Raw genomic sequence first — 22598 nt, forward strand, 5'->3', positions numbered from 1 at the left:
ACATAATTTCTATTATTCATAAAATTTACAAAAAACATACAGTCTCAATTTATATATTGTTAAAAAACTATTTTTTTTCCTTTTCAAACATATATAAAGAAGATCTTTCAACTATCCTGCACTGTCCTGTATACTTCTTCTAAATCTGACAAAAAGCACTAAATACGCTCTAAAACATAAGAAAAAATAGACTAAAAAAATTAAAACAAAATTAAACACCTAAAATAAATTTGATCAGGATCATCTTTATTCTTACAGAAATTTTGAAGTTTTCTCTATAAAATTTTCCCTTAATTTTCCATGATTTTATTGTTTAAGGGATTGAAGAAATAAACCCGTTTTTAACTTCAGATGAACAACAATCAATAAGTGGAGTTGCTACGATTTTGCTTCAAAAAGTCAAGGCGGTTTCTTGCGATATTTCACAAGTCTAAGGTTTGTGGCAAAATCGTGGCAACGCATTTTTTGAAAAAGTAAAATCTCAACAAAGACAATATATTAAAAGGTAAGGTTCAACTATATTAAAAGTATAGATTCGAAAAACTTTATTGCGCAGCTTTAATGCTGTTCTACGTAGCTCAAAAATTGATTTATTTCTCAAGACAAAATAACGAAAAACAACAACAAAAAAACGAGTTAAAATATTGACAAACAATATTTCAACTCGTTTTTTTTAATTCCTTTTTCTTTTGGGTATTTAGTGATGTTTTGGCAAACTTGTACCTTAATAGTCCAAAACTAAAATTGGCACTTTTTGCATAAACAAAGTGATAGATGAGAAAAATTAAAACTCATTCAAAATAAAAAACCCCAATATTGAAAATAAATCCCAACTAGAATAAGTGAAAATAAAATTGTAAATATAATACTTGCATCAGAAATTGACTTTATTTTAAATAAAAAGTAAATTACAGAAACCAAAGTCAGTATTATGAATACCCATTGTAACAGGAATAGATAACTAAATTCATTCGGTAATCCAAAAGCAAGTATATAAAAATTATTTCGAGCGGTATCATCTAAAGCCACAACCAATTGAATAATAATAAATAGAGCTAATAGAGATGTTACGACAATCAAAAATTTCATGAGTTTATTCTGGATCTCTTTCCTTTTTCTAATTAATTCATAACTGAAATTGAAAATTGAAATAAAAAGGATGATGACAGCGATAAAAAAGGGAGCAAAAAACAGTAAGTTGAATTCATTCAAACTATTACCAAATTTTGAAACTCCTCCGTTTATTTTTATATCAGTAACAAAATTTACTTTGTTATCTGAATCCAATTCTTTTGTATCAGGTTTCAGACTTGGATTTTGTATAAATTCACTAATAATTTTAGATCCAAGTCTTGAAAAACTAGATGCATGTCCAGAAATTGGTGCGTTTACTAGATAAGCATTTTTAAATTTATCGACTGTCATTTTTCCATTTGAAGGGGGAGTTATTGGATCAAATTCCCCAGAAAACACTAATACTGGCGAAGTTATTTTGGATAAATTTGACAAATCGTTTATTGTTTTTTTGGGGCTTCCACTTCCTAAATTCCATTTATCACAAACTAGAAAATCTGATTTATAAAACGACAATCCTCCTTTTAATTTTTTATAATTTTGAGCATCTTTATTGAAAGCTGTTATTGAATTATTGGGAATAGCTTCATTGCAACTCACACAATAATACTGTCCATAATCTAAACTTAATGCCCCAGAAAAAGCAGCAACAAGAGAACTCAAAGTATTTTCATTTCCTTTATTAAATTCTATAATCAGCATTGGAATCACCTTAATCAACTGATTGTTATAGAGTGCTTGCTGAATTGCTATTTTAAAATCTTCAGCATTATAAGTAAACTTACCGCTAGGAATTATTTTTTTATCAACCTTAACGGTAATAGGATTTTTGTCTAATTTTTCTATTGTTTCATAGTATACTTGTTCCAAATTTGGATATTGTTTATTACAATTTGGGTCATTTTTACAAGCGTCAAAAACTTTATTCAAACTACTCATGTAATTTGTAGCATTGGAATTGTAATATTGAGAAATATTTGAAATCGAAGAATCTAAAATTAATGATTTAATATCCTGAGAAAAATCATTTGCATAAACTTGGGCTGTATATGTACCATAAGAAACTCCATAAACGTTCCAATTATAATACTTCAACGCAGTTTTTAAAGCATTAAAATCTTTGGCAATTGATTTACTATTATAAGAATTCAAATCAATATCTCTATTAAGTAAATCTTGTTTACAATCCATTGAAGCAATAGTTTTTTGCTGCTCATCTTTTGTACTATTCTGATTTTTTGATAGTATTTCTAAGAATTTTTTGCCTAAGTCTGGACAAAATTTAGGAAACGAAAAACCAGTGCCTCGAACATCTACAAGAATTATATCACCATTTTGCCTTATCGGGTGTCTTAGCCATCTCCATATTCCACCTATACTTCCCGCGCCTGGACCTCCTTCAATATAAATTGTTGCATTTGAATTTGGTTTTTCTGATGTTGTTTTTAAAACTACTACTGCAATTTTAATTTTTTTACCCTCAGGAATATCCCAGTTTTCAGGCACTGTTAAATAATAATAATTTAATTTTTCATTTTTTAATTCTTTCCATTCTGGAAAAAAAGTGGTCGTTTTTTCTAATTTAAAAAACTCAACTTGGGCAAATAAACAATTTGACAACAACAATAACAATAAAAACGACTTTCTTAGATATTTCATATTTTATATTAACTGATTAAAATTTCTTTCATTGATATTTCAAAAACATCCATTTTTTGTGAGATATAACATTTATACTGTTTATCTATTTTTATTTCTTTTAGATAGTACTTTTCGTCATTAATATGAGTTATATTATCTAAAATATCAAATGTGTTTAATGGTAATGTTAGTCCATCACCATGTGCTTTTATGACTGCTTCTTTTTGTGTCCAATATTCAAAAAAAGTTTCTTTTTTGTTGTTGGATGAGATAATTTTATTCCATTCATTCTCCGTAAACTGCGGTTTAAAATCATCTATTTCAATATTTGATATTATTTCAATATCAATTCCTATTTCTGATTTGTCACTTATGGCACAAACCGTAATGTCTCCAGAATGAGATATATTAAAGAATGATGAATTACCTTTTAAAAATGGTTTGCCAAATTCATTATAGTGAATATTATTAATTTCCTTACTTGAAATTCCATTCTCTTCAAAAAATTTTAGAAGTAAAACTCTTCCAAGTAATGATAATTGTGCGTCTTGCCATCTTCTATAATTTAAAATTTTATTTTGAAAATCTTTATCGAAATAATTTAAATATTGTTCAATAATATTCTCATGCAAATGTTCAGATATCTTCGAATATAATATTAACATCTATACAAATTCTAAAATATTATTATACAACAACTGCTTTATTTTGTCAATAATTAAAAAATCTAACCTCTTAACAAGATCTTCTGCATCTTTTGAACCAGAATTTTCTATAAACTCCTTAATCGTTTCTTCTGATTGTGATGTACAATATTGTTTAATTTCAAATAAGGCGTCTTTAATTTTTTTTCGCGAATCAAATCGATGCAAAACCCAACCATCAGTTCTTAGTGAATATTCAACAGCAACATTTTTATTTGTATTTATAAATATAAATTCATTATTGCTAGGTTCATTATAAAAATTTTGAACAAAACTATGCTTTTCCCTAAGCTCCCAATCCCATTTAGTATTTACTATCTTAATATGCTGTGAGATTTTTAATTCTTGGTTTAAAATCCATTGATCAGAATTATTAAGAATTTTAATTATTTTATCACTATGAAATAATTTATCTAGAAAAACTTGCAGATTTGTTTTTAACTCCTGATTGATATACTCTTTTTTCTTTTTTTCAAAAAAGAAAATATCAGCTATCACTCTATTTATATTGGAATCAACTTTTACAAACGTTTCAACCACAAAATCCTCAAATTTTTTAATTTCAGATTCATTAATATCATAATTTAAATTATTTAAAAAAATACTTAATTCATCATCAAATATATTTTCTATCAAAAGCAAAGTTTTATTGTAAATCTTTGACAACAAACTCTTTTTAATAAATCTAATATCAATGGCTAAGTCGCGTTTATTAGGCCTTTGATTTTTGTTTTTAAATGGTTTTATAATAGTATCTGATTCAATGTTTGTATAAGTTTTTAATAAAAAATAGGATGCTCCCAAATCCCCAAAAAACAAGCCTCCGTTTAGTGTAGTTTGCTTATGTTGATTTAATATTTCTTCTTTAATTAGCGAAAGATATGCATATCTATTGTCTATGGAATGGTTTTCTAACAAGCACAATCCAATTCCTGAAAGGCCATCGTAAATATTACTCTGAAGATTCTTTATTTTATAATTATTTAATTCAAAAAATATCTTTTTATTTAGATTTTCAGACAATAGTATACCTATGCCCCCTTTAGACCAATTTAGTTCATTTGTAGGATTGTATAACGTCGGGTCATTTTCTAAATATTGTCTTTTAAACTGATTTAAAACCTTATTATTAATAATATCCTTTTCAAAATTAAGCCATGATTGATGTTTTTCATCCCAACAAGAGTCTTTGTGTTTATCAATATATTTAATAATATAGTCTAAATGATTATTTGGAAAATCTATATTCATTTTTTTTAAAACATATTGAATTCCTGATGACCCTAAGGCAAATCCACATGAATTATTTAGATTAATTTCTTCGGTTGCTTTCCATGAAATACCTTTTTCTGTAAATAAAGCGTTTTGAAAAATTTTATTTATGAACTTATTTATAATTTCAAATATTCTTTCAGATTCTGACAGTTGAAACAACTCGTTTAAAACCAATAACGTTCCAGACCTACCATTGTATAAATAATCAGATGTATATTTAGACTCTAAAAATTCATTTTCAGAAGGGATAATTAAATCCTCACAAACTTGTAATAGATCTACATTCTTGTTCACATCATACAGTTGTAACAAAACATAAATCAATCCGGATCTCCCACAATAAAGAGAATAATCATTCGTATCGGTTTTTTCACAATAAGAAATAATATTCTTAGACAATAATTCTGCTTTTTCTAAATAAATATCTTTCCCAGAAAATTTATACATCTCTAATAAATAAAGTACAAAACCAGAAACTCCAGTTTCAATATTCTCTAAATTATTTGAAACTAGATACCGGTCTAGTTTTTTATTGTTTTTTTCTGAAATTTCAATAAGCTCTTCAAAAGTTGAATTTAATATTAAATTTGATAAATCTTCAACTCTTAATAATACATTATTTCTATTTTCTTCCAATGATTCCATGAATTAAAAATTAAATTTGGTTGGTACGAATGAGATTGATTATTTTATAGTAATAATCTGGATAATCGGTAAGTAATCTGTGTGATAATAAATCTCCGATATATTCATTTCTTTTATATATTCCAACTGTGTGTATATATTTTTCTTTTTCCGGTAAAGATGTAAAATCTGCAAGACCATCAAAAGAATAATTAATATTTTCTAAATAATAATTAATATCAATTTTTTTCTTTTCCGCTATTGCTTTAAATAAAAATTGCTCATAAACTGTATTAATAGTCCCTATATTTATTTCATGCAACTTAGAAACATTTTTATCTACAAACTTAAAAGCTTCATCAGTATATTCTTTAAAAAAATCTAAATCTGAACCTCCTAATAATCCAGCATTAACAGCTATTATTCCATTATTTTCAATTTTCGATTCTGTTAAATAAGTGGGGATATAATCAAATTTTTCTTCTATCAATTTAAATGCTTCATCATAATAGCCGAATCCTTTTTCTATATTTTGAGATATTAATTGAGAATTTTCAAAACTGTCTTCAAATTTTTTATAAATAAAAATATCTCCATCAGCATGAATAAAAGGTTCTTTCTGTATACTATAAGCATAAATCTTCCCCAATGCCCATAAATCAGGATGATAATCATTTAAAAGATCCAAACTTACGTCTACCTTCGTATATGGTAGCTCTAATTTATTTATTAGTAAATCATAACCTAGTGAATCTGTAACTAACTCAACTTCGTTATAATATTTTTTAAATTGAAGGCAACTAAGTGCCCAACTCATATAGTTGTATTTTTTATCTACCCAACCTCCATTATTTCTATCTGAAATATTAATATTTTCTTTTTTTAAACTGGGCTTTACCCATAAACTTTGGATTATTTTCATTTAATTTTTTTATTTTAAACAATCTGCATTAAAAAATTATATTTATAATATTAAGTAGTTGATTTATTTTTTTGTGAAATGCTTAGTTTGTCAATTAAAACCGAACCTATGAACATTTTTAAAAATTAAAATCAAAATCTAATTCTGTATTCATTTCCTGTACCAATCTATTCTCTATTTCTCCGATATTGATTAAAGGATTTGCAGCAATTTCACTTAAAAATTTACTATATTTTTCTACAATTATTTGTATGGAATCTCCTTCAAATAAATCAGAATTGTACTCTATAATTCCTTTTAGTTGATGGTCACTTTCGAACAAATTAAATACCATAGGCATTCTACTGAATTTGTTTTCAATAGGATAAGGAGTTAATTTCAATTCACTCAATTCAATATCATTCTCAAAATTAAATTCTGGATTTTGATAGACGAGCATCACATCGAAAAGAGTTCCTGGTAGTCTGTCAAATGGAATATCTAAATAATTATTTATCTCTAATATATTAATGTTTACAGTTTCTAATAAATTCACAAAAGTTTGTTCTGATTGTATTTGAGTTCTTAACACAATTGTATTCACAAAGATTCCTATTTGATCATTTAACTCAACAGCATTTCTTCCAGAATTCACCATTCCGATACATATATCAGAATGATCCGATAGTTTATAAATCAAAACATTGATTGAAGTAACTAAAAGGGTGTAAAAAGTCACTTGCTTTTCAGTAGCCAATTGCTTCAACTGTAGCGTAACCTCTTCTGTAAGCTCAAATAATAATTTTGCACCATTTTTTTTGTTGTTTTGAATACTAAAATCCTTATCAAATGTATCTTTGGGTATATAATTTTGAAGATAATTTTTCCAAAACAATTCATTTTTAGATTGATTTTCTGCTATAGTTTTATTTAACCATTCTGAATAATCTTTGAATTGTAATTTTAAAATAGTCTCTCTTGCAAAGCCTGAATCATTTTCATTATAGTTTTGAATAAACTCTTTGATAAAAATTTCCAGCGACAAACCATCCATTATGATGTGATGAGTAGAAAAGAACAATAGGTTTTTATCAATTCCTAGTTGTATCAATTGAACTCTTATTAAAATCTCTTTTTCTAAATCAAATTCAATAGTAATTAATTTGTTGATTACTTCTTCAATGTTATCATCTTTTAATTTGTGTACCCCAATTTCAAATTTAACATCATTGGGAGTATTTATTTTTTGATAAGGAATTCCATTAATTTCAACAAAATTGGTTCTTAAGATTTCATACTTTTCAATAATTTGATTTATTGATTTATTGATTCTAGTAATATCAATATTTCCTTCAATAGTATAACTCGCTAACATATTATAAGCTATTGAACCCCTTGTTTGTTGAGAGGCTAACCAAATCGTATATTGAGTAGGAGTCAAATGATACAACTCTTTGATTTCAGATAATGGTATTAAATTTAATTGTGATGGCTTCAATTGTTGCAAATAAACAGCTAAAGATTCAATAGTAGGATAATCAAAAATAGTTTTTAAAGTAATTTCTAAAAAAAGATTTCGGAAAATTAATCCAATCAATTTTACGGCATTTAGGGAATGACCTCCAAGTGCAAAGAAGTTATCCGCTATGCTTATAGCTTCTTTTGTTTTTAAGACTTCTCCCCAATACTGCGATAATATTTTTTCTAAATCAGAAACGGGTTCTTTAAAATTAACTTCATTTCTATCATATTGAATTTCTCTATGTGATAACCATTTTCGATCTACTTTTTGGTTTGGGGTAAGCGGAAATTCTTCCAAAGGAATAATTGCATTGGGAATCATATAATACGGAAGTGTCTTTTTTAATTGATTAACAATTTCATCCAAATCTATGAATTCCTGATTCTTTAAAACATAAGCAACTAAAAATGCTTCTTGTTGTTCTCCTTTTTTAGCAATTACTACAGAATCTTTAATCTGCTCTATCTGATTTAATTGTGATTCAATATCTCCCAGTTCAATTCTATAGCCTCTTATTTTTACTTGGTTATCATTTCGTCCTAAAAATTCTATTTCTCCTTCGCTATTCCATTTCCCAACGTCTCCAGTTTCATAGCATAGACTATTTGAATCAAAAGGATTTTGGATGAATTTTTCTTTGGTTAGTATATCATTTTTATAATATCCTTTGGCTAATCCATCACCTGCTATATAAATAGCTCCTGATGTTCCAATTGGTTTTGGATTTAAAAACTCATCTAGAATATAGAGTTGTGTATTGTTTATGGGTTTGCCAATGTTCGAGGCATCTGAAGCTTTTTCTATTTTTTTAACACTCGACCAAATAGTGGTTTCAGTTGGACCATACATGTTCCATACTTCTGAACTATGGCTTATTAATTTTTTTGCCAATGATTCACTCAACAAATCGCCACCACAAAGTAACTTCAGACACATATCTCCTTGCCAATCAGCATGAAATAACATTTGATAAAAACTTGGAGTAGCTTGAATAATTGTTGGTTTAATTTCTTGTAATCTTTCTATAACTAAATTGGGATCTGATAAAGTTTCTTGACTGGCAACATATAAACAAGCACCTGATATCAAAGGGAGAAAGAATTCTAATATGGAAATATCGAAAGAATAGGTTGTTACAGAAAACAGGGTATCATTTGAATTAATACCTGGCTTATTTTGGATGCTAGTTAAAAAATTAAGTAATGATTTATGTCCTATTTCAACCCCTTTTGGATTTCCTGTTGATCCTGATGTATAAATAATATAAGCTGTGTCTAATGAAGTGACAATTTTTAATTCTGTTGGTTGAAATCCATCAATTTCATCAAGAATATTTTTTAATGATATTGTCTTTACTTGTTCAACTCCACTTATTTCATAATCATTTTCATTGATAATTATTTTGGTTTGACTATTGGCAACAATAAAACTCAAACGCTCTTTTGGGAACGTGGGATCTAAAGGAATATAAGATTTACCAGTTTTTAAGATCCCTAACAAAACTGCAATCATATTAGCCGAACGATCTAATAAAACAGCAATTGGAGATTTATCTTCTTGACCACATTTTGCAATAATATAGTTCGCTATTTGGTTTGATAACTTATCCAGTTCAATATAAGAATATGATTTTACATCATCTTTTAATACAGTTTTTTCAGGGGATATAGCAACTTGTTCTTTAAATAAATCCAATATGGTTTTATCTTTAGGAAAATCAACCTTTGTATCGTTAAAATCAAATAATAATTGTTGCTTTTCTTTTTCTGTTAAATAGTATAACTCTTTAAGTTTTTTGTTAGAATTAGTTAAAACTTCATTAAGTAATTTTTCAAAATGATTGACCACTTGGGTTATGCTAGAATCATCAAAATAATTTAAATTGTAATCAAAGTCAATTTTCACATCTTCCTGTTCGTCAAATTCTCTAATATATAAAGCTAAAGCTACCCTTTCTGATTGATGACTTAGAGGAATTACTTTGGTTTTCGTGTTTTTAAAATGAGTGGCATAATCTTGTTTTTCATATGAAAGTGTGATGTTGAATAATCTTTCTTTTTGACTATATAGTTGAAGTTTTTGAATTAATTTTCCCAACGGTAATCGCTGATGGCGATAATCTTGTCTTAATTGTTTTTTTATATCAATTATCAAATCTTGAAAAGTAGCTTCAAAATCTAATGACATTCTCAAAGGAGAAATACCCATAAAAAGTCCCACCGTTTTTTTGTACATAGATTTGCTTCTGTTTAAAACAGGCAAACCGATGGCAAAATCGCTATTTTCGTGCTTTCTACCAAAATAGGAATATAGCAGCCCTAAAATTATATGAAAAGTAGAACATTTATAACTTATGGCTAAGTCATTCAATTGATTATAGGTATCTCTTTTAATAAACAATTCTTTGCGAGAGCTTTTGTTTATTTGAACTTTATGATTTAACTTTTGAAATAAATTCTCTGGTAAATACTTGAATTTTTGAGACCAGTAGTCTAAATCTTGATTAAATGATTCTGAAATTTGATATTGAGAATCATCTTCTGCAAAGTCTTTATAACTAAAAGTGTAGCTTGATGTAACGGCGCCGAATTCAGAAATTTCATTATAGTTTTGAACCAATCTTTGAAACATTAGTGAAGTTCCCCAACCATCGGTTATGATATGATGATAAACAGAAAATAAATAATACAGCTCTTGTTGAACTTTTACTAAAGTGAATACATGCAAAAGATTTCCATCCAATAAATCAAAAGGTTTTGTAAATTCCTTTTGCATGTATAAATTAGCTTCCTCAATTGTTTTTTTGTCATCAGAAAAATCAATAAATCCCAATTCAGATTGATGTTCATCTAAATATTTAAGACTTACATCTTCTTCATTTTTTACAAGAATACTTCTATACGCATCATTCTGATTGATTAATTCAATATATGCTTTTTTGAATATTTCGATATTTACTATTCCATTTATTTCGATTTTAGCTCCAATATTGTATATAGGGTCATTAGTGGATAATAATTGTTCAAAATAAATATCTTGTTGTGGTAAAGTCAGTTTCATGAATATTTTTTTTCATATTATTTCCATAAAGATGAATCCAATACTATATCATCAGTTATTTTTTTATCCATAATTATTTGACCATAATCAAATTTTATGATTCTATCTGCATGTTTAAAATAGGCATCATCATGAGTAACGGCAATAATAGTCTTACCTTCTTCTTTCAATTTAGGTAATAAATTTTCATAAAAATATTTTCTAAAATATGGATCTTGGTCAGCAGCCCACTCATCCAATACCAAAATTGGTTTATTCTCCAATAGTGCAAATATCAGAGACATTCTTTTACCTTGGCCTTTAGAAAAAGAACGCCTCGCAGATTCTTCACTGTCATCTCCAACCACTTTATCGAGTTCCATTATTTTTAATAATTCCTGGTATTCTTCATTTTGTTCTAGGGAATAATCATCATAGTTATGATAAAATATATGATTGTCTGTAAATACAGCCGCGATAAGATTTTGTAGTACTGTACTTTGATTTGCACTTAGATCATTTAGAATTATCTCTCCTTGAGACGGTTGATACAAACCAGTTAAAATATTTATAAAGGTACTTTTACCACTACCATTTCCTCCAATAATGAATATTGTTTCTCCTTTTTCTATAGAAACATTTATTGGTCCTAGTGCAAAAGATTTATCTATCGCATCATTATCATAAGTAAAATATACATCATTGAATTTTAATTGGCTTAAATTTTCCGAAGATGTTTGTTCAACTTCTGAAGTTGCTTCAACAGTATCAAAATCTTTTAAGAAAAGTTTAATTCTATTATTGGCAACAATCAAACGAGTATAAATGTTCTGCATGTTAATCAAATTATTTATTGGCCCCGAAATAAACAAAAGAATAACGACATAAGAAATGACATCTTCTCTTTTAAGGACACCTAATTCTGGTAGTAAAAAAATTATAACAGCTATCACTAAATACAAACCGTATCCGCTAATCAAATTGATAGATAGAAAAACATAATTAATTTTAAAATCCAATTCTTTTGCATTTTCTCTATTGGGAATTAAATAATTTTGCATCAAGTTTGTTCTTCTTTGTTTATTTAATTTAAACTCCTTAAAACCTTTGATCACATCCTCAACATACTTATAATAATATTCATTATATTTTCTAATCGTCTCTACTTTTTTTGACATCATATTGACAATAAAAAAGTAAATAAATCCTATCAAAATGATTAAAAAAATCACAACCAAAGCTGCTACTATTGACAGAGTGAACAAGTAAGTCATACATAGTGCCAACGTTAATAATGAACTGATTGAATTAGTAATTACACTTGGAAAAGACGAAAAAATCCTTAAATCTTCTATTACTGTATAAAATCGTTGAGACCCCATTTTTTCTAGTGTAATTAGAGGTGCTTCTAAAATTTTATGAAATATTTTTTTTTCATTTTCACACAATAAGTCAAAAGAATATTTATTGATTTTCTTTTGAAATATTATATTTAGTAAATAAGTATAAATCACAATTGATACAAAAACTATCCCTATGTAATCGTTTAAGAAACCTTCTTTGCCTGAAATTACGTTGTTCATAATGTACACGATTCCGAAACTAAGAATAGTGTTTGGAATGGCGTAGAGAAGAAGACCGATTATATTTTTTATTTTTATTTTAAACACTTAGACTATATTTATTTTTAAATTTATTGATACAATCAGTAACTATATTAGCTATTTCTTTAGGATGGTCATATATAAAAAAGTGATTTCCAGAAACTATTTTATTTTGAAAGCTTCCCTTTGTAAATTTTTTCCAATTATCTATTTCACAACTAGTTTTCTCATCCTCTCCCATTATTGCATATATTTCAGTATTAATTTGAATAGTTTCAATTTGATCTAAGTTGTCTAAACATTCGAAATCTGAACGGATAATTGGTGCAAAATGATTATAAAGATCATCGTTATCAAATACTTCTTCGGGCATTCCTCCCAACTCTTTCAATTTATCTTTAAACTGGATATCATCCAATTTATGGTAACAAATAATCTCTTCTTTTTTTGCTCCTGGGCCAGCATTTCCTGATACAATTAAATGAATTGGAAAATCATTAATAGCTTCAAATTTTGATGTTAAAAACAATCCCAGAGATGCACCCATACTATGTCCATATATAATAAAAGGCCCCCTATTTCTTAATTTTCTAATTTGATTAAAGTAATCCTCTATAGCTTCGTCTAAATTTTTTAAAAGATTTTCACTATATCTATTACCTCTACCAGGTAGTTCTAACGGAATAAATTCAACATCTAAATCTAAATGCATTTTTAAAAAATCAAAGGAAAACATACTCCCCCCTGCAAAATGTAATAAAAATAATTGAGGCTTCATATTTAAATTTTTAATTAACTAATTCTATTTCTAATGTTTTCATTATTGATCTCTCTTTCTTATTTCAGATTTTATAATTCCTAAAAAATAGGATAAAGCCTATTTTTTAGGAATCATTACTAAAAATTATTTATTCTCAACTTAAATGCTTTACAAGATTTATTGCTATTGTCTTAACATGAGGAGAATTCATCACTTCATTATGTGCACATTCTAATTCATGAACAGTTACAACATTATTTGTGCATTTTTGCCATCCTATTTCCTTTTCATCAATATTGGCTAAAGCTTCCTTCATTTTTATTGTATAATTACTACGATCAATCTTTTTTATACATTTAAATAATATGATCGGACAATTTAATTTTTCATCAATCGGAGGAGCATAAGTCATTGTTACAGTTTTAATGTAGACATCTACATATCCTCTAAGATAATTTTTTTTCATGTCTAGCCCTAGATCGGTTAATTTTTTATAGAATAAACTAAATTGTTCTTCTTTATTTAAATTTTCCAATTCATTAATTGCTAATCTTACTTTGTCTTTCAATAAAAATAATTCACTTATAACTTCGGCAATTCTTATTAACCATTCTGGATAAGTTTGAGGATGAAAAGTTGAATAATCTACATCTGGCGCCATCGAATCAAATAATAACAATTTCTTTACTTCAAAGCCTTTTCTAAACAGTTGAAAAGCCATTTCAAAAGCTATTCTTCCCCCTGAAGAAAATCCTCCTAAAATGTATGGTCCATGAGGATCAACTTTTTGTATCTCTTCTATGTAACAAGCTGCAATTTCTTCTACTGTTTCATGCGGAGGTAATTCCCCATCCAATCCTCTTACATTTAAACCATAAGTTGGTTGATGATCTCCAATAGCTTCTGACAAATCCTTATAGGTTAAATTTCCTCCTCCGGCAGGTGGTGCGAAAAATATTGGTGTTTTAGTTCCTTTCTCATTAATAGGAATTAACAGAGAATTCGAATACGGAATACTATTATTTGAATCCATTTTCTGTTTTATTAGAGAAATGTTTGGATTTTTAAATAATAATGTAACAGGCAATTTTGTTCCAAATTTTAACTGGAATTTTGAAATCATTCTTAATGCTGAAATAGAATTCCCTCCCAATTCAAAGAAATTATCTGTTATGCCTATTTTTTGAACTCCTAACACTTCTTGCCATATTTCTACCATTTTTTCTTCAATGGCATTTCTTGGTGCTACATATTCTTTTTTAATGATGTCTTCTCCAGTAACACTTGGAAGGGCTTTTCTGTCTATCTTGCCATTAGGTGTCAAAGGCAGACTTTCTATCTCTACATAAAAACTAGGAACCATGTATTGAGGTAACTTGTTTTGCAGATAAGTTCTAATATCTGATTTGTCAATCTCGATTTTGGACACATAATAAGCCACCAAAGCTTTGTCTTGGTTGATTTCTTTAGCTTCTACTACAATCTGTTGTATCTCCTCTGAATATCCAGATATAGCCGTTTCTATTTCACCTAGCTCTATACGATAACCTCTTATCTTGACTTGATGGTCGTTTCTGCCCAAAAATTCAATGTTGCCATCTGGCAACCACTTGGCTAAATCACCGGTATCATACATCCTTGTTCCTTTTATAAAAGGATTCGAAATGAATTTCTCTGCCGTAAGCTCTGGTTTGTTTAAATAACCTCTGGAAACTCCAGCTCCAGAAATATATAGCTTCCCTGTAACACCTATAGAAACTGGCTGTAACCCTTCATCTAATATATAGATCTGTGTGTTATCAATTGGTTTCCCGATTGATGGATTATTGTTTAAATAATTCTCTTCTAAAACAATTGTTGTCACTACATGTGTTTCTGCAGGACCATAATGATTATGAAGCTTAATTTTTGACTCTTTAATAATTTTTATAGCATCATTACTTAATGTCAATTGCTCACCTGCTACAATAATGTTTTTTAAGAAATTATTTTGTCTAATTAAATGATTAAATTCTTTAGTTTCTATTAAAACCTTAAAATATGATGTTGGTAAGAAAATTGTATCAATGTAGTTTACATTAATAAAATCTACTATTTCAATAGGGTTTGACTTACTCGATTCTGATATCGGATAAATAGTAGTACCCCTTGTCAATGTAGTGAAAATTTCTTGAAATGAAACATCAAAACTTATGCTAGTAAATTGCAATACTTTTCCAAAATTTTCATTTATCACATTAGTATGAAATGAGACTAAATTGGACATGCTTTTATGGTGCATCATTATACCCTTTGGGGTACCTGTTGAACCAGATGTATAAATAATATAAACTAAATCATCTGCGCATACTATAGAAGAAAGGTTCTCTCGAGAATAATCATCTCTAATCTCACTAAACTTTTTTATCTCTTGATTATCAATAACAATTTTGCAGTTACTGTCTTTTTCTATGTAAGCAATCCTTTCTTGAGGGTAACTTGGGTCAATTGGCACATAAGCTGCACCAGATTTTAGTATCCCCAAAATAGCCAATATCATTTGCTCGCTTCTCTCTAACTTCATTCCGATTAGATCATCGGCTTGTATTTTGTAGGTTTCTCTTAAATAATGTGCTAATTGATTTGCTTTCTCATTGAGTTCTTTATAAGTCAATTGTACTTCTTCAAAAACAACAGCGATGTTATCCGGAGTCTTATCGACTTGTTCTTCAAATAAATCGATGATGGTTTTATCTTTCGGATAATCAACTTTGGTATCGTTAAACTCTACTAATAATTGTTGTTTCTCTCCTTGAGTTAAATAATTTAATGTATTTAGTGGTTTGTCAATATTAATACTAAACTGTTCAACCAAATTACCAATATGGTTTACAATTCCTTTAATCAACTGCGGCTCAAATTTATTGGCATTATACCTCAATTCCACAATTAATGATAATGGGGTTGGAATCACCATGATGCTGAAATCATAATTGGTCTGTTCAAATACTTCCATAGATTCTATGGTTAATTCTTGACCTTTTTGACTTTGGGTATTTTCTACATTCTCCTTAATTATCTCCTGTACTGGGTAATTCTCAAAAACCATAATATGATTAATCAGATTCATCCCCAATTCACTTTGAGATTGTACCTCAGACAAATTCAAATAATGATGGGCATTACCTGATATTGCCTCATTATGAACCTGCGTTAACAAATCCAGAGCGGTATCTCCTGCGTTATATCTTACTCGTACCGGAATTGTATTGATGAACAAGCCTACCATATTCTCAACTCCATCTAAATCTCCAGGTCTTCCAGAAACTACTGCCCCAAATACTACGTCTTGCGTACTGTTATATCGTGACAGTAGATACCCCCAAATTGACTGCATGAAGGTATTTTGTGTTACACCAATTTGACTACATATACTATTTAGCCTTTGGTATAAATCACCTTCTATTTTCAAAATCTCTTTAGATTCTTTATAAATAGGATTCTCCGTAGACAGTGTCTTAAATGGAATTTCGGCAACTTGACTGTAATTTCTCAAGTAACCTTTCCAATATTCCATGGAATCGTTTGTGTTTACTTTATCTAACCATTGGATATAGTTAGCATAAGGCAATGGTTTCGGAAGATTTAATGGCTCTTTTTGACTAACTGAATTCAATATTTGATAAAAATCATTTATTAGAATGCTCATACACCAACCATCGGTAAGAATATGATGGCGACTCCAAATAAACTCGTATTGATCATCTCCTATATTCAATACCTGAAGGCGCATCTGAGAAAAGGAAGTCTCTAAATCGAATCCTTTTTCCCTGTCTTTTAGTTTTACTTCTTCCACATAATCATTCACATCTGTTTCTTGAGATACTGCTTGATATGAAAATTGACTTGGAACTACTTTTCTCACTATCTGTAACGGATGATCGCTTAAATCATAGTTAAAACTTGTTCTCAATACACTATGTCTTGATATTAGCTTGTCATAGGATTCATGTACTGACTGGATATCTAAATCCAGTGCTTTTATTCTATAAGACATCTGCTCAAAATACATTGAGGACGATTTCTCAGACAACCAGTGATAGTACATTCCTTGTTGCAAAGGAGACAGCTTATAAACATCCTCTAATGTATTATCTCTGTTTATCACAAATAAATCTTCAATACTCAAACCTTTAAAAGTTAAATCAGATGGTGTTGGATAATTCTCCTTAATAATACTTAGTTCTTCTATAATATTGGTAAGGTTTCTTTGGTAAGAGTCCACTAAATCTTGAATCGTATTTAGCTGATAAATTTCTTTAGAAAAATTTATTGACATTCTAAGTTGGCCTGAAACCAAAATACCAGAAACACTAAGGGCAACATCGCTTTCATTCTGTCTATCTATATCTAAACCTATACTCTCTGAGGAATATTCAAATAACGAATTTGATTTATTAGTTACATTATTACCGAAATCTCCTAAATAATTAAACTCTATCGATGGCTCAAGCCCTTTGCTAAAACCATCCGATAAATACTTCAGTATTCCGTATCCAATACCCTTGTTCGGTATCTTTCTTAGATCTTCCTTAACTCCAATTAAATTAGCTATAGCCGGTTTTGAATCAGCTAAATTCAATACAAAGGGATAAACAGAGGTAAACCAGCCAACTGTCCTACTGATATCAACATCTGCTATGATATCCTCTCTTCCATGGCCTTCCATTTTGACAACACTTTTGTTGATACCAAAAGTCTCTTTTATTGCGAGACCTAAGCCTGTCAATAAGACATCATTAATCTCTGTATTATAAACACCATGCACTTGTGTTTGCAATAACTCTGTAATAGATTTATTTAAGATAAAAGAAATACTACCGTCCTTCCTTATAATAGTAGATTCACTAAGTTCCATATCCTTTGGAAAAACAGGAATCAATTGATTACAAATATCCTCCCAATAAGTTTTCTCTAATTTTATCTTATCTCCATAAGCATACTCCTTCTGTAAAGAAGCCCATAATTTAAAAGAATCTGTTTTCAAGGGTAATTTAGGCTTTTCTCCAAATCTATATTGCCCATAAAGTGTAGATAAATCCTCCAACAAAATACGCCAGGAAACACCATCTACCACTAAATGATGAACAATCAGGGCTAATCGATCACCATCCTTCAATCGAAAATGACCTACTTTGAATAACGGTCCTTCCATTAAATTAAAGCTGGATTGCAACTTTTCTCCTAAATTAAACATTACCTCTAATTCATCCTGTTCCTCGCGCAAATCATGAAACATTATGGAAACATCATTTGTTGATATACCTTGATTAAATTGCTTCCAATTCCCTCCCGAATTACTATAAACCATACGTAACACATCATGGTGTTTAATCAAAAATTCTATACTTTTCGATAAAAATTCTTGATTTAGCTCTTCCTTACTTTTTAATAAAACTGACTGATTATAATGATGGTGTACTTTAAAAATAGGATTCTCGAAAAAATGATATTGTATCGGGGTAAAATCTACTTCACCTGATACCGTAGACTGATCTGCAATCTGGCTGTTTACTTCTAAATATTTTGTCAAATCCTCCAATACCGGCACTTGAAGTATCTGTTGGATTTTAAGGGTATATCCACGTTGTTTTAACCTTGATACTATCTGGATGGATTTGATAGAATCTCCTCCCAAATTATAAAAGTTATCTTTAATACTAATGGACTCTCTCTTCAATACATCTTCCCAAACAGAAACCAACAACTTTTCTTCTTTCGAACGGGGACCTATATATTCTTTTCTAACAATATCTTCTTCAGTTACATCCGGCAAAGCCTTTCTGTTTATTTTACCCATAGGTGTTAAAGGTATTGATTCTATTTCTACATAGAACCCCGGAATCATATAAGGAGGTAGTTTCCCTTGCAGAAAGCTACGCAATTCTGATTTGTCTATCGTTTTATCAGTTACAATGTAAGATACTATATTCTTGTGATGGTTCGCATTACTTTTCACAAGTGCAACACTTGCTTTAACCAACGGAAATTGATTAATTGCCCTATCAATTTCATTTAATTCGATTCTATGTCCAAATATCTTAACCTGATTATCCATTCGCCCTATAAACTCAATATTTCCATCTGGACGCATTACTACCAAATCACCCGTTTTATATAGTTTCCCTTGATTCTTATCTATACAATTTTCTACAAACTTTTCTTGGGTTAATGTTGAATTATTTAAATAACCTTTGGCTACACCATCGCCACCTATAAAAAGCTCTCCCTTCACTCCAATTGGGCAAATTTTCAAGTTTTTATCCAATATGTATAATTGAGTATTAGAAAATGCTCTACCAATAGGTATAGATCTTCCTTTTTGGGTACTTTCTACCACATGCAATAGTTTTCCTATAGTTGCTTCTGTAGGTCCATAATGATTGATAATTACAACATTTGGATCCTTTTTTATAGCCGTTTCTACTATTTCATTTGTAAGTTCCTCTCCTCCAAAAATAATCATTTTGTTAGGCGTAGGCATCATATCGTGTTCATTTAACGACGCCCAATAAGGAGGCACTATTTTTATACAATCAATTTTGTTATCTCTAAAATATTGTTGAATATAATTTATATCTCTTAATGAATTCTTTGAAAACATATGGATTGTTTTTCCAAAAATTAAAGAGCCAAATAAAACAGTACTACCTGAATCTGTTGAGACTGTTGACATCATGGCAAAAGATCTATTCTCTTCTATCTTAATTTTCGAAGACAAACCAAATAAATAATCCATTAAATTCCCATGGCTCACCAATACGCCTTTTGGATTTCCAGTTGACCCAGATGTGTATATTATATTACAAATATCATTTTGCTTCAATCTAATTTTATTCCCTTGAATTTCTTCATTAAAATTTAATTGATCTAGAAAAAGTATATTATCATCTGTAGTGGCAAAAATATCTGAATGATTACTGCTGGTTAATACGAATCTTGCCTTTGTATCATCTAGTATATGTTGGATTCTTTCTTGAGGATAATCTGGCTCTATTGGAACATAAACAGCTCCGCTCTTAATTATCCCTAGTAAGCCTACAATCTGTAAATCTATAAAACTATCAAAACACAAAACAATTTTTGAGTCCAATCCTACTCCTTGTTTCTGTAAATAATACATTAATTGATTCGCCTTTTCATTAAGCTCCTGATACGTTAATTCCTTTTCTTCAAAAACAACAGCTACGTTATTAGGCGTTTTTACTACCTGCTCCTCAAATAAATCAACAATCGTTTTGTCCTGAGGATAAGCTACTTCCGTATCGTTAAAATCTAACAATAACTGTTGCTTCTCTTCTTGGGTTAAATAGTTTAATTCTTGAATAAGGGTCTCAGGTTGTTCTATTGATTCTCTAACAAGATTCTCAAAATGAGAAAACATTCTTTCTATCAAATAACCATCATAGATGTCCGTATTGTATTCTATTGTCAAACCTAATCCTTCTGCTTCAAAAAAGGCAAAACTGATGTCAAATTTAGAAACCTTTCTAGAAAAATTGAATCCACTTACCTCAAAGTCGATTAATTCCTCAGTATTCAGGTTATTTAATTGTCCTTGGTTTTGTAAAACCACCAAGACATCAAATAAGGCCGAACGGCTCACATCCCTATTTAAATTCAACTTCCCTACTAAAGCATCAAAAGGATAACCCTGATGCTCATAAGCTCCTAATAAAGTTTCTTTTTGGATAGCTACCAAATCTAAAAAGCTTGCCCCTTCCTTAAGTTGGGTTCGTATGGCTAGCGTATTCAAATATATTCCTATCTGATTCTCCAAATCAGGATGCTCTCTCCCTGCTATTGGAGTTCCAATTATAATATCATCCTGTCCTGTATATCTATATAGCAAAACATTTATCCCTGCCATTAAAGTCATAAACAAAGTAACTTCTTGTTCTTTTGAAAAAGTCTTTAACTTATCTAAAAATTCTTTCGAAAAAGTGTGTGTAAAGCTATCCCCATTATAGGTCTGAACCAATGGACGAGTTTTAAAACTCGGTAAGTCTAAAACTGGAAGTTCGCCTCCAAACTGCTCTAACCAATACTGCTCTGAAACCTGGTGTTTTTCTTGCTGAATTGTTGTATTAAGCCATACAGCATAATCCTTATACTGAATACGTAATTCAGGTAAAGTAATTGCCTCTCCTTGCATTAAAGCATTATAGGTTTTTACAATCTCTGATATCAATAACTCCATTGACCAACCATCTCCAATAATATGATGCATCGATAAGAAAAATACATATTCTTGCTCGTTTAGATGAATCAAAGAAGCCCTTACAAGTGGTCCGTGTTCTAAATCAAAAGGTTCATCATTTCTTTTCTCTAAATAATAAACAACTGTCTCCTCCTGATTTTCTACCGAACGATAATCCTCTAATGTTATTCTGAACTCCACTTGTTCAATAGGAAGGATATATTGTCTGATATCTCCTTGCTCATTTGTTTTAAAGTAAGTTCTTAAAATTTCATGACGCTTGATTAATAACCTAAATGATTCTTCAAATTTATCAAAATCAACAGTTCCTGTAAACCTAACTGCTGCCGGCATATTATAGGCCAAAGAACCACCCTCAAGTTGGCTCAATATCCATAAACGACTCTGTGAGCTAGTTAGGGGATAGGATTCATCCTCCGCTGCTTTGGGAATGTCTAAATATTCGCTTTGTTTTAATTCTTTGCTTAATTCTTTTATGGTTGGATTGGCAAAAAATATTTTAAAGGATATCGTTTGTCCTAATTGTTTAGAAATTTGATTGATAACTTGAACTACTATCAGACTATGTCCTCCCAATTCAAAGAAATTATCTGTAATTCCTATTTTTTGAACCCCTAATACTTCTTGCCATATTTCTACCATTTTTTCTTCAATGGCATTTCTTGGGGCTACATATTCTTTTTTGATGATGTCTTCTCCGGTAACACTTGGAAGGGCTTTTCTGTCTATCTTGCCATTAGGTGTCAAAGGCAGACTTTCTATCTCTACATAAAAACCAGGAACCATATATTCAGGCAGCTTGTTTTGCAGATAAGCTCTGATCTCTGATTTGTCAATCTCTGTTTTGGATACATAATAAGCCACCAAAGTTTTGTCCTGGTTGATTTCTTTGGCTTCAACTACAACCTGTTGTATCTCCTCTGAATATTCGGATATGGCCGTTTCTATCTCTCCTAGCTCTATACGGTAACCTCTTATCTTGACTTGATTATCGTTTCTGCCCAAAAATTCAATGTTGCCATCCGGCAGCCACCTGCCCAAATCACCGGTATCATACATCCTTGTTCCTTTTATAAAAGGATTCGAAATGAATTTCTCCGCCGTGAGTTCCGGTTTGTTTAAATAACCTCTGGCAACTCCTGCTCCAGATACATACAGTTTTCCTGCAACTCCTATAGGCAATGGTTGCAATGA

Annotated in this window: 8 protein-coding genes; all 8 read right to left on the minus strand. The window is 29.6% G+C overall.

Going from position 1 to position 22598, the window contains the following annotated elements:
- Positions 1 to 795: 795 nt before the first annotated feature.
- Positions 796 to 2733 carry an alpha/beta fold hydrolase gene (locus FN795_RS20860; RefSeq protein ID WP_142452417.1) on the minus strand — a complete coding sequence of 646 codons (1938 nt, stop codon included), beginning with the start codon at positions 2731 to 2733 and terminating at the stop codon, positions 796 to 798.
- Positions 2734 to 2741: 8 nt separating this feature from the next.
- Positions 2742 to 3347, minus strand: a complete 606-nt coding sequence (locus FN795_RS20865; RefSeq protein WP_244290020.1) for a 4'-phosphopantetheinyl transferase family protein — start codon at positions 3345 to 3347, stop codon at positions 2742 to 2744.
- A 33-nt stretch (positions 3348 to 3380) separates the two neighbouring features.
- Positions 3381 to 5339 carry a lanthionine synthetase LanC family protein gene (locus FN795_RS20870; protein ID WP_142452419.1) on the minus strand — a complete coding sequence of 653 codons (1959 nt, stop codon included), beginning with the start codon at positions 5337 to 5339 and terminating at the stop codon, positions 3381 to 3383.
- A gap of 10 nt (positions 5340 to 5349) precedes the next feature.
- Positions 5350 to 6240 carry a DUF6734 family protein gene (locus tag FN795_RS20875; RefSeq protein ID WP_142452420.1) on the minus strand — a complete coding sequence of 297 codons (891 nt, stop codon included), beginning with the start codon at positions 6238 to 6240 and terminating at the stop codon, positions 5350 to 5352.
- 118 nt (positions 6241 to 6358) lie between these two features.
- On the minus strand, positions 6359 to 10801 hold the full coding sequence (locus FN795_RS20880) for a non-ribosomal peptide synthetase (RefSeq protein WP_142452421.1): 4443 nt from the start codon (positions 10799 to 10801) through the stop codon (positions 6359 to 6361).
- Between the two features lie 17 nt (positions 10802 to 10818).
- Positions 10819 to 12450: a cyclic peptide export ABC transporter gene (locus FN795_RS20885; RefSeq protein WP_142452422.1), complete on the minus strand. Its 1632-nt coding sequence runs from the start codon at positions 12448 to 12450 to the stop codon at positions 10819 to 10821.
- Positions 12443 to 13162, minus strand: a complete 720-nt coding sequence (locus FN795_RS20890) for a thioesterase II family protein (protein ID WP_142452423.1) — start codon at positions 13160 to 13162, stop codon at positions 12443 to 12445. Before FN795_RS20890 ends, FN795_RS20885 begins: the two co-directional genes overlap by 8 nt.
- A gap of 136 nt (positions 13163 to 13298) precedes the next feature.
- Positions 13299 to 22586 (minus strand): amino acid adenylation domain-containing protein, encoded by a 9288-nt coding sequence (locus FN795_RS20895; RefSeq protein WP_244290021.1) that lies wholly within the window; start codon positions 22584 to 22586, stop codon positions 13299 to 13301.
- Between the last annotated feature and the right edge of the window lie 12 nt (positions 22587 to 22598).

The sequence above is a fragment of the Flavobacterium resistens genome (assembly GCF_900182645.1).
Classification (GTDB): domain Bacteria; phylum Bacteroidota; class Bacteroidia; order Flavobacteriales; family Flavobacteriaceae; genus Flavobacterium; species Flavobacterium resistens.

Coding starts and splice junctions, on each gene's coding strand:
- FN795_RS20890 (WP_142452423.1), bottom strand. CDS start 13,162: ATGAAGCCTCAATTATTTTTATTACATTTTGCAGGGGGGAGTATGTTT.
- FN795_RS20870 (WP_142452419.1), bottom strand. CDS start 5,339: ATGGAATCATTGGAAGAAAATAGAAATAATGTATTATTAAGAGTTGAA.
- FN795_RS20875 (WP_142452420.1), bottom strand. CDS start 6,240: ATGAAAATAATCCAAAGTTTATGGGTAAAGCCCAGTTTAAAAAAAGAA.
- FN795_RS20860 (WP_142452417.1), bottom strand. CDS start 2,733: ATGAAATATCTAAGAAAGTCGTTTTTATTGTTATTGTTGTTGTCAAAT.
- FN795_RS20880 (WP_142452421.1), bottom strand. CDS start 10,801: ATGAAACTGACTTTACCACAACAAGATATTTATTTTGAACAATTATTA.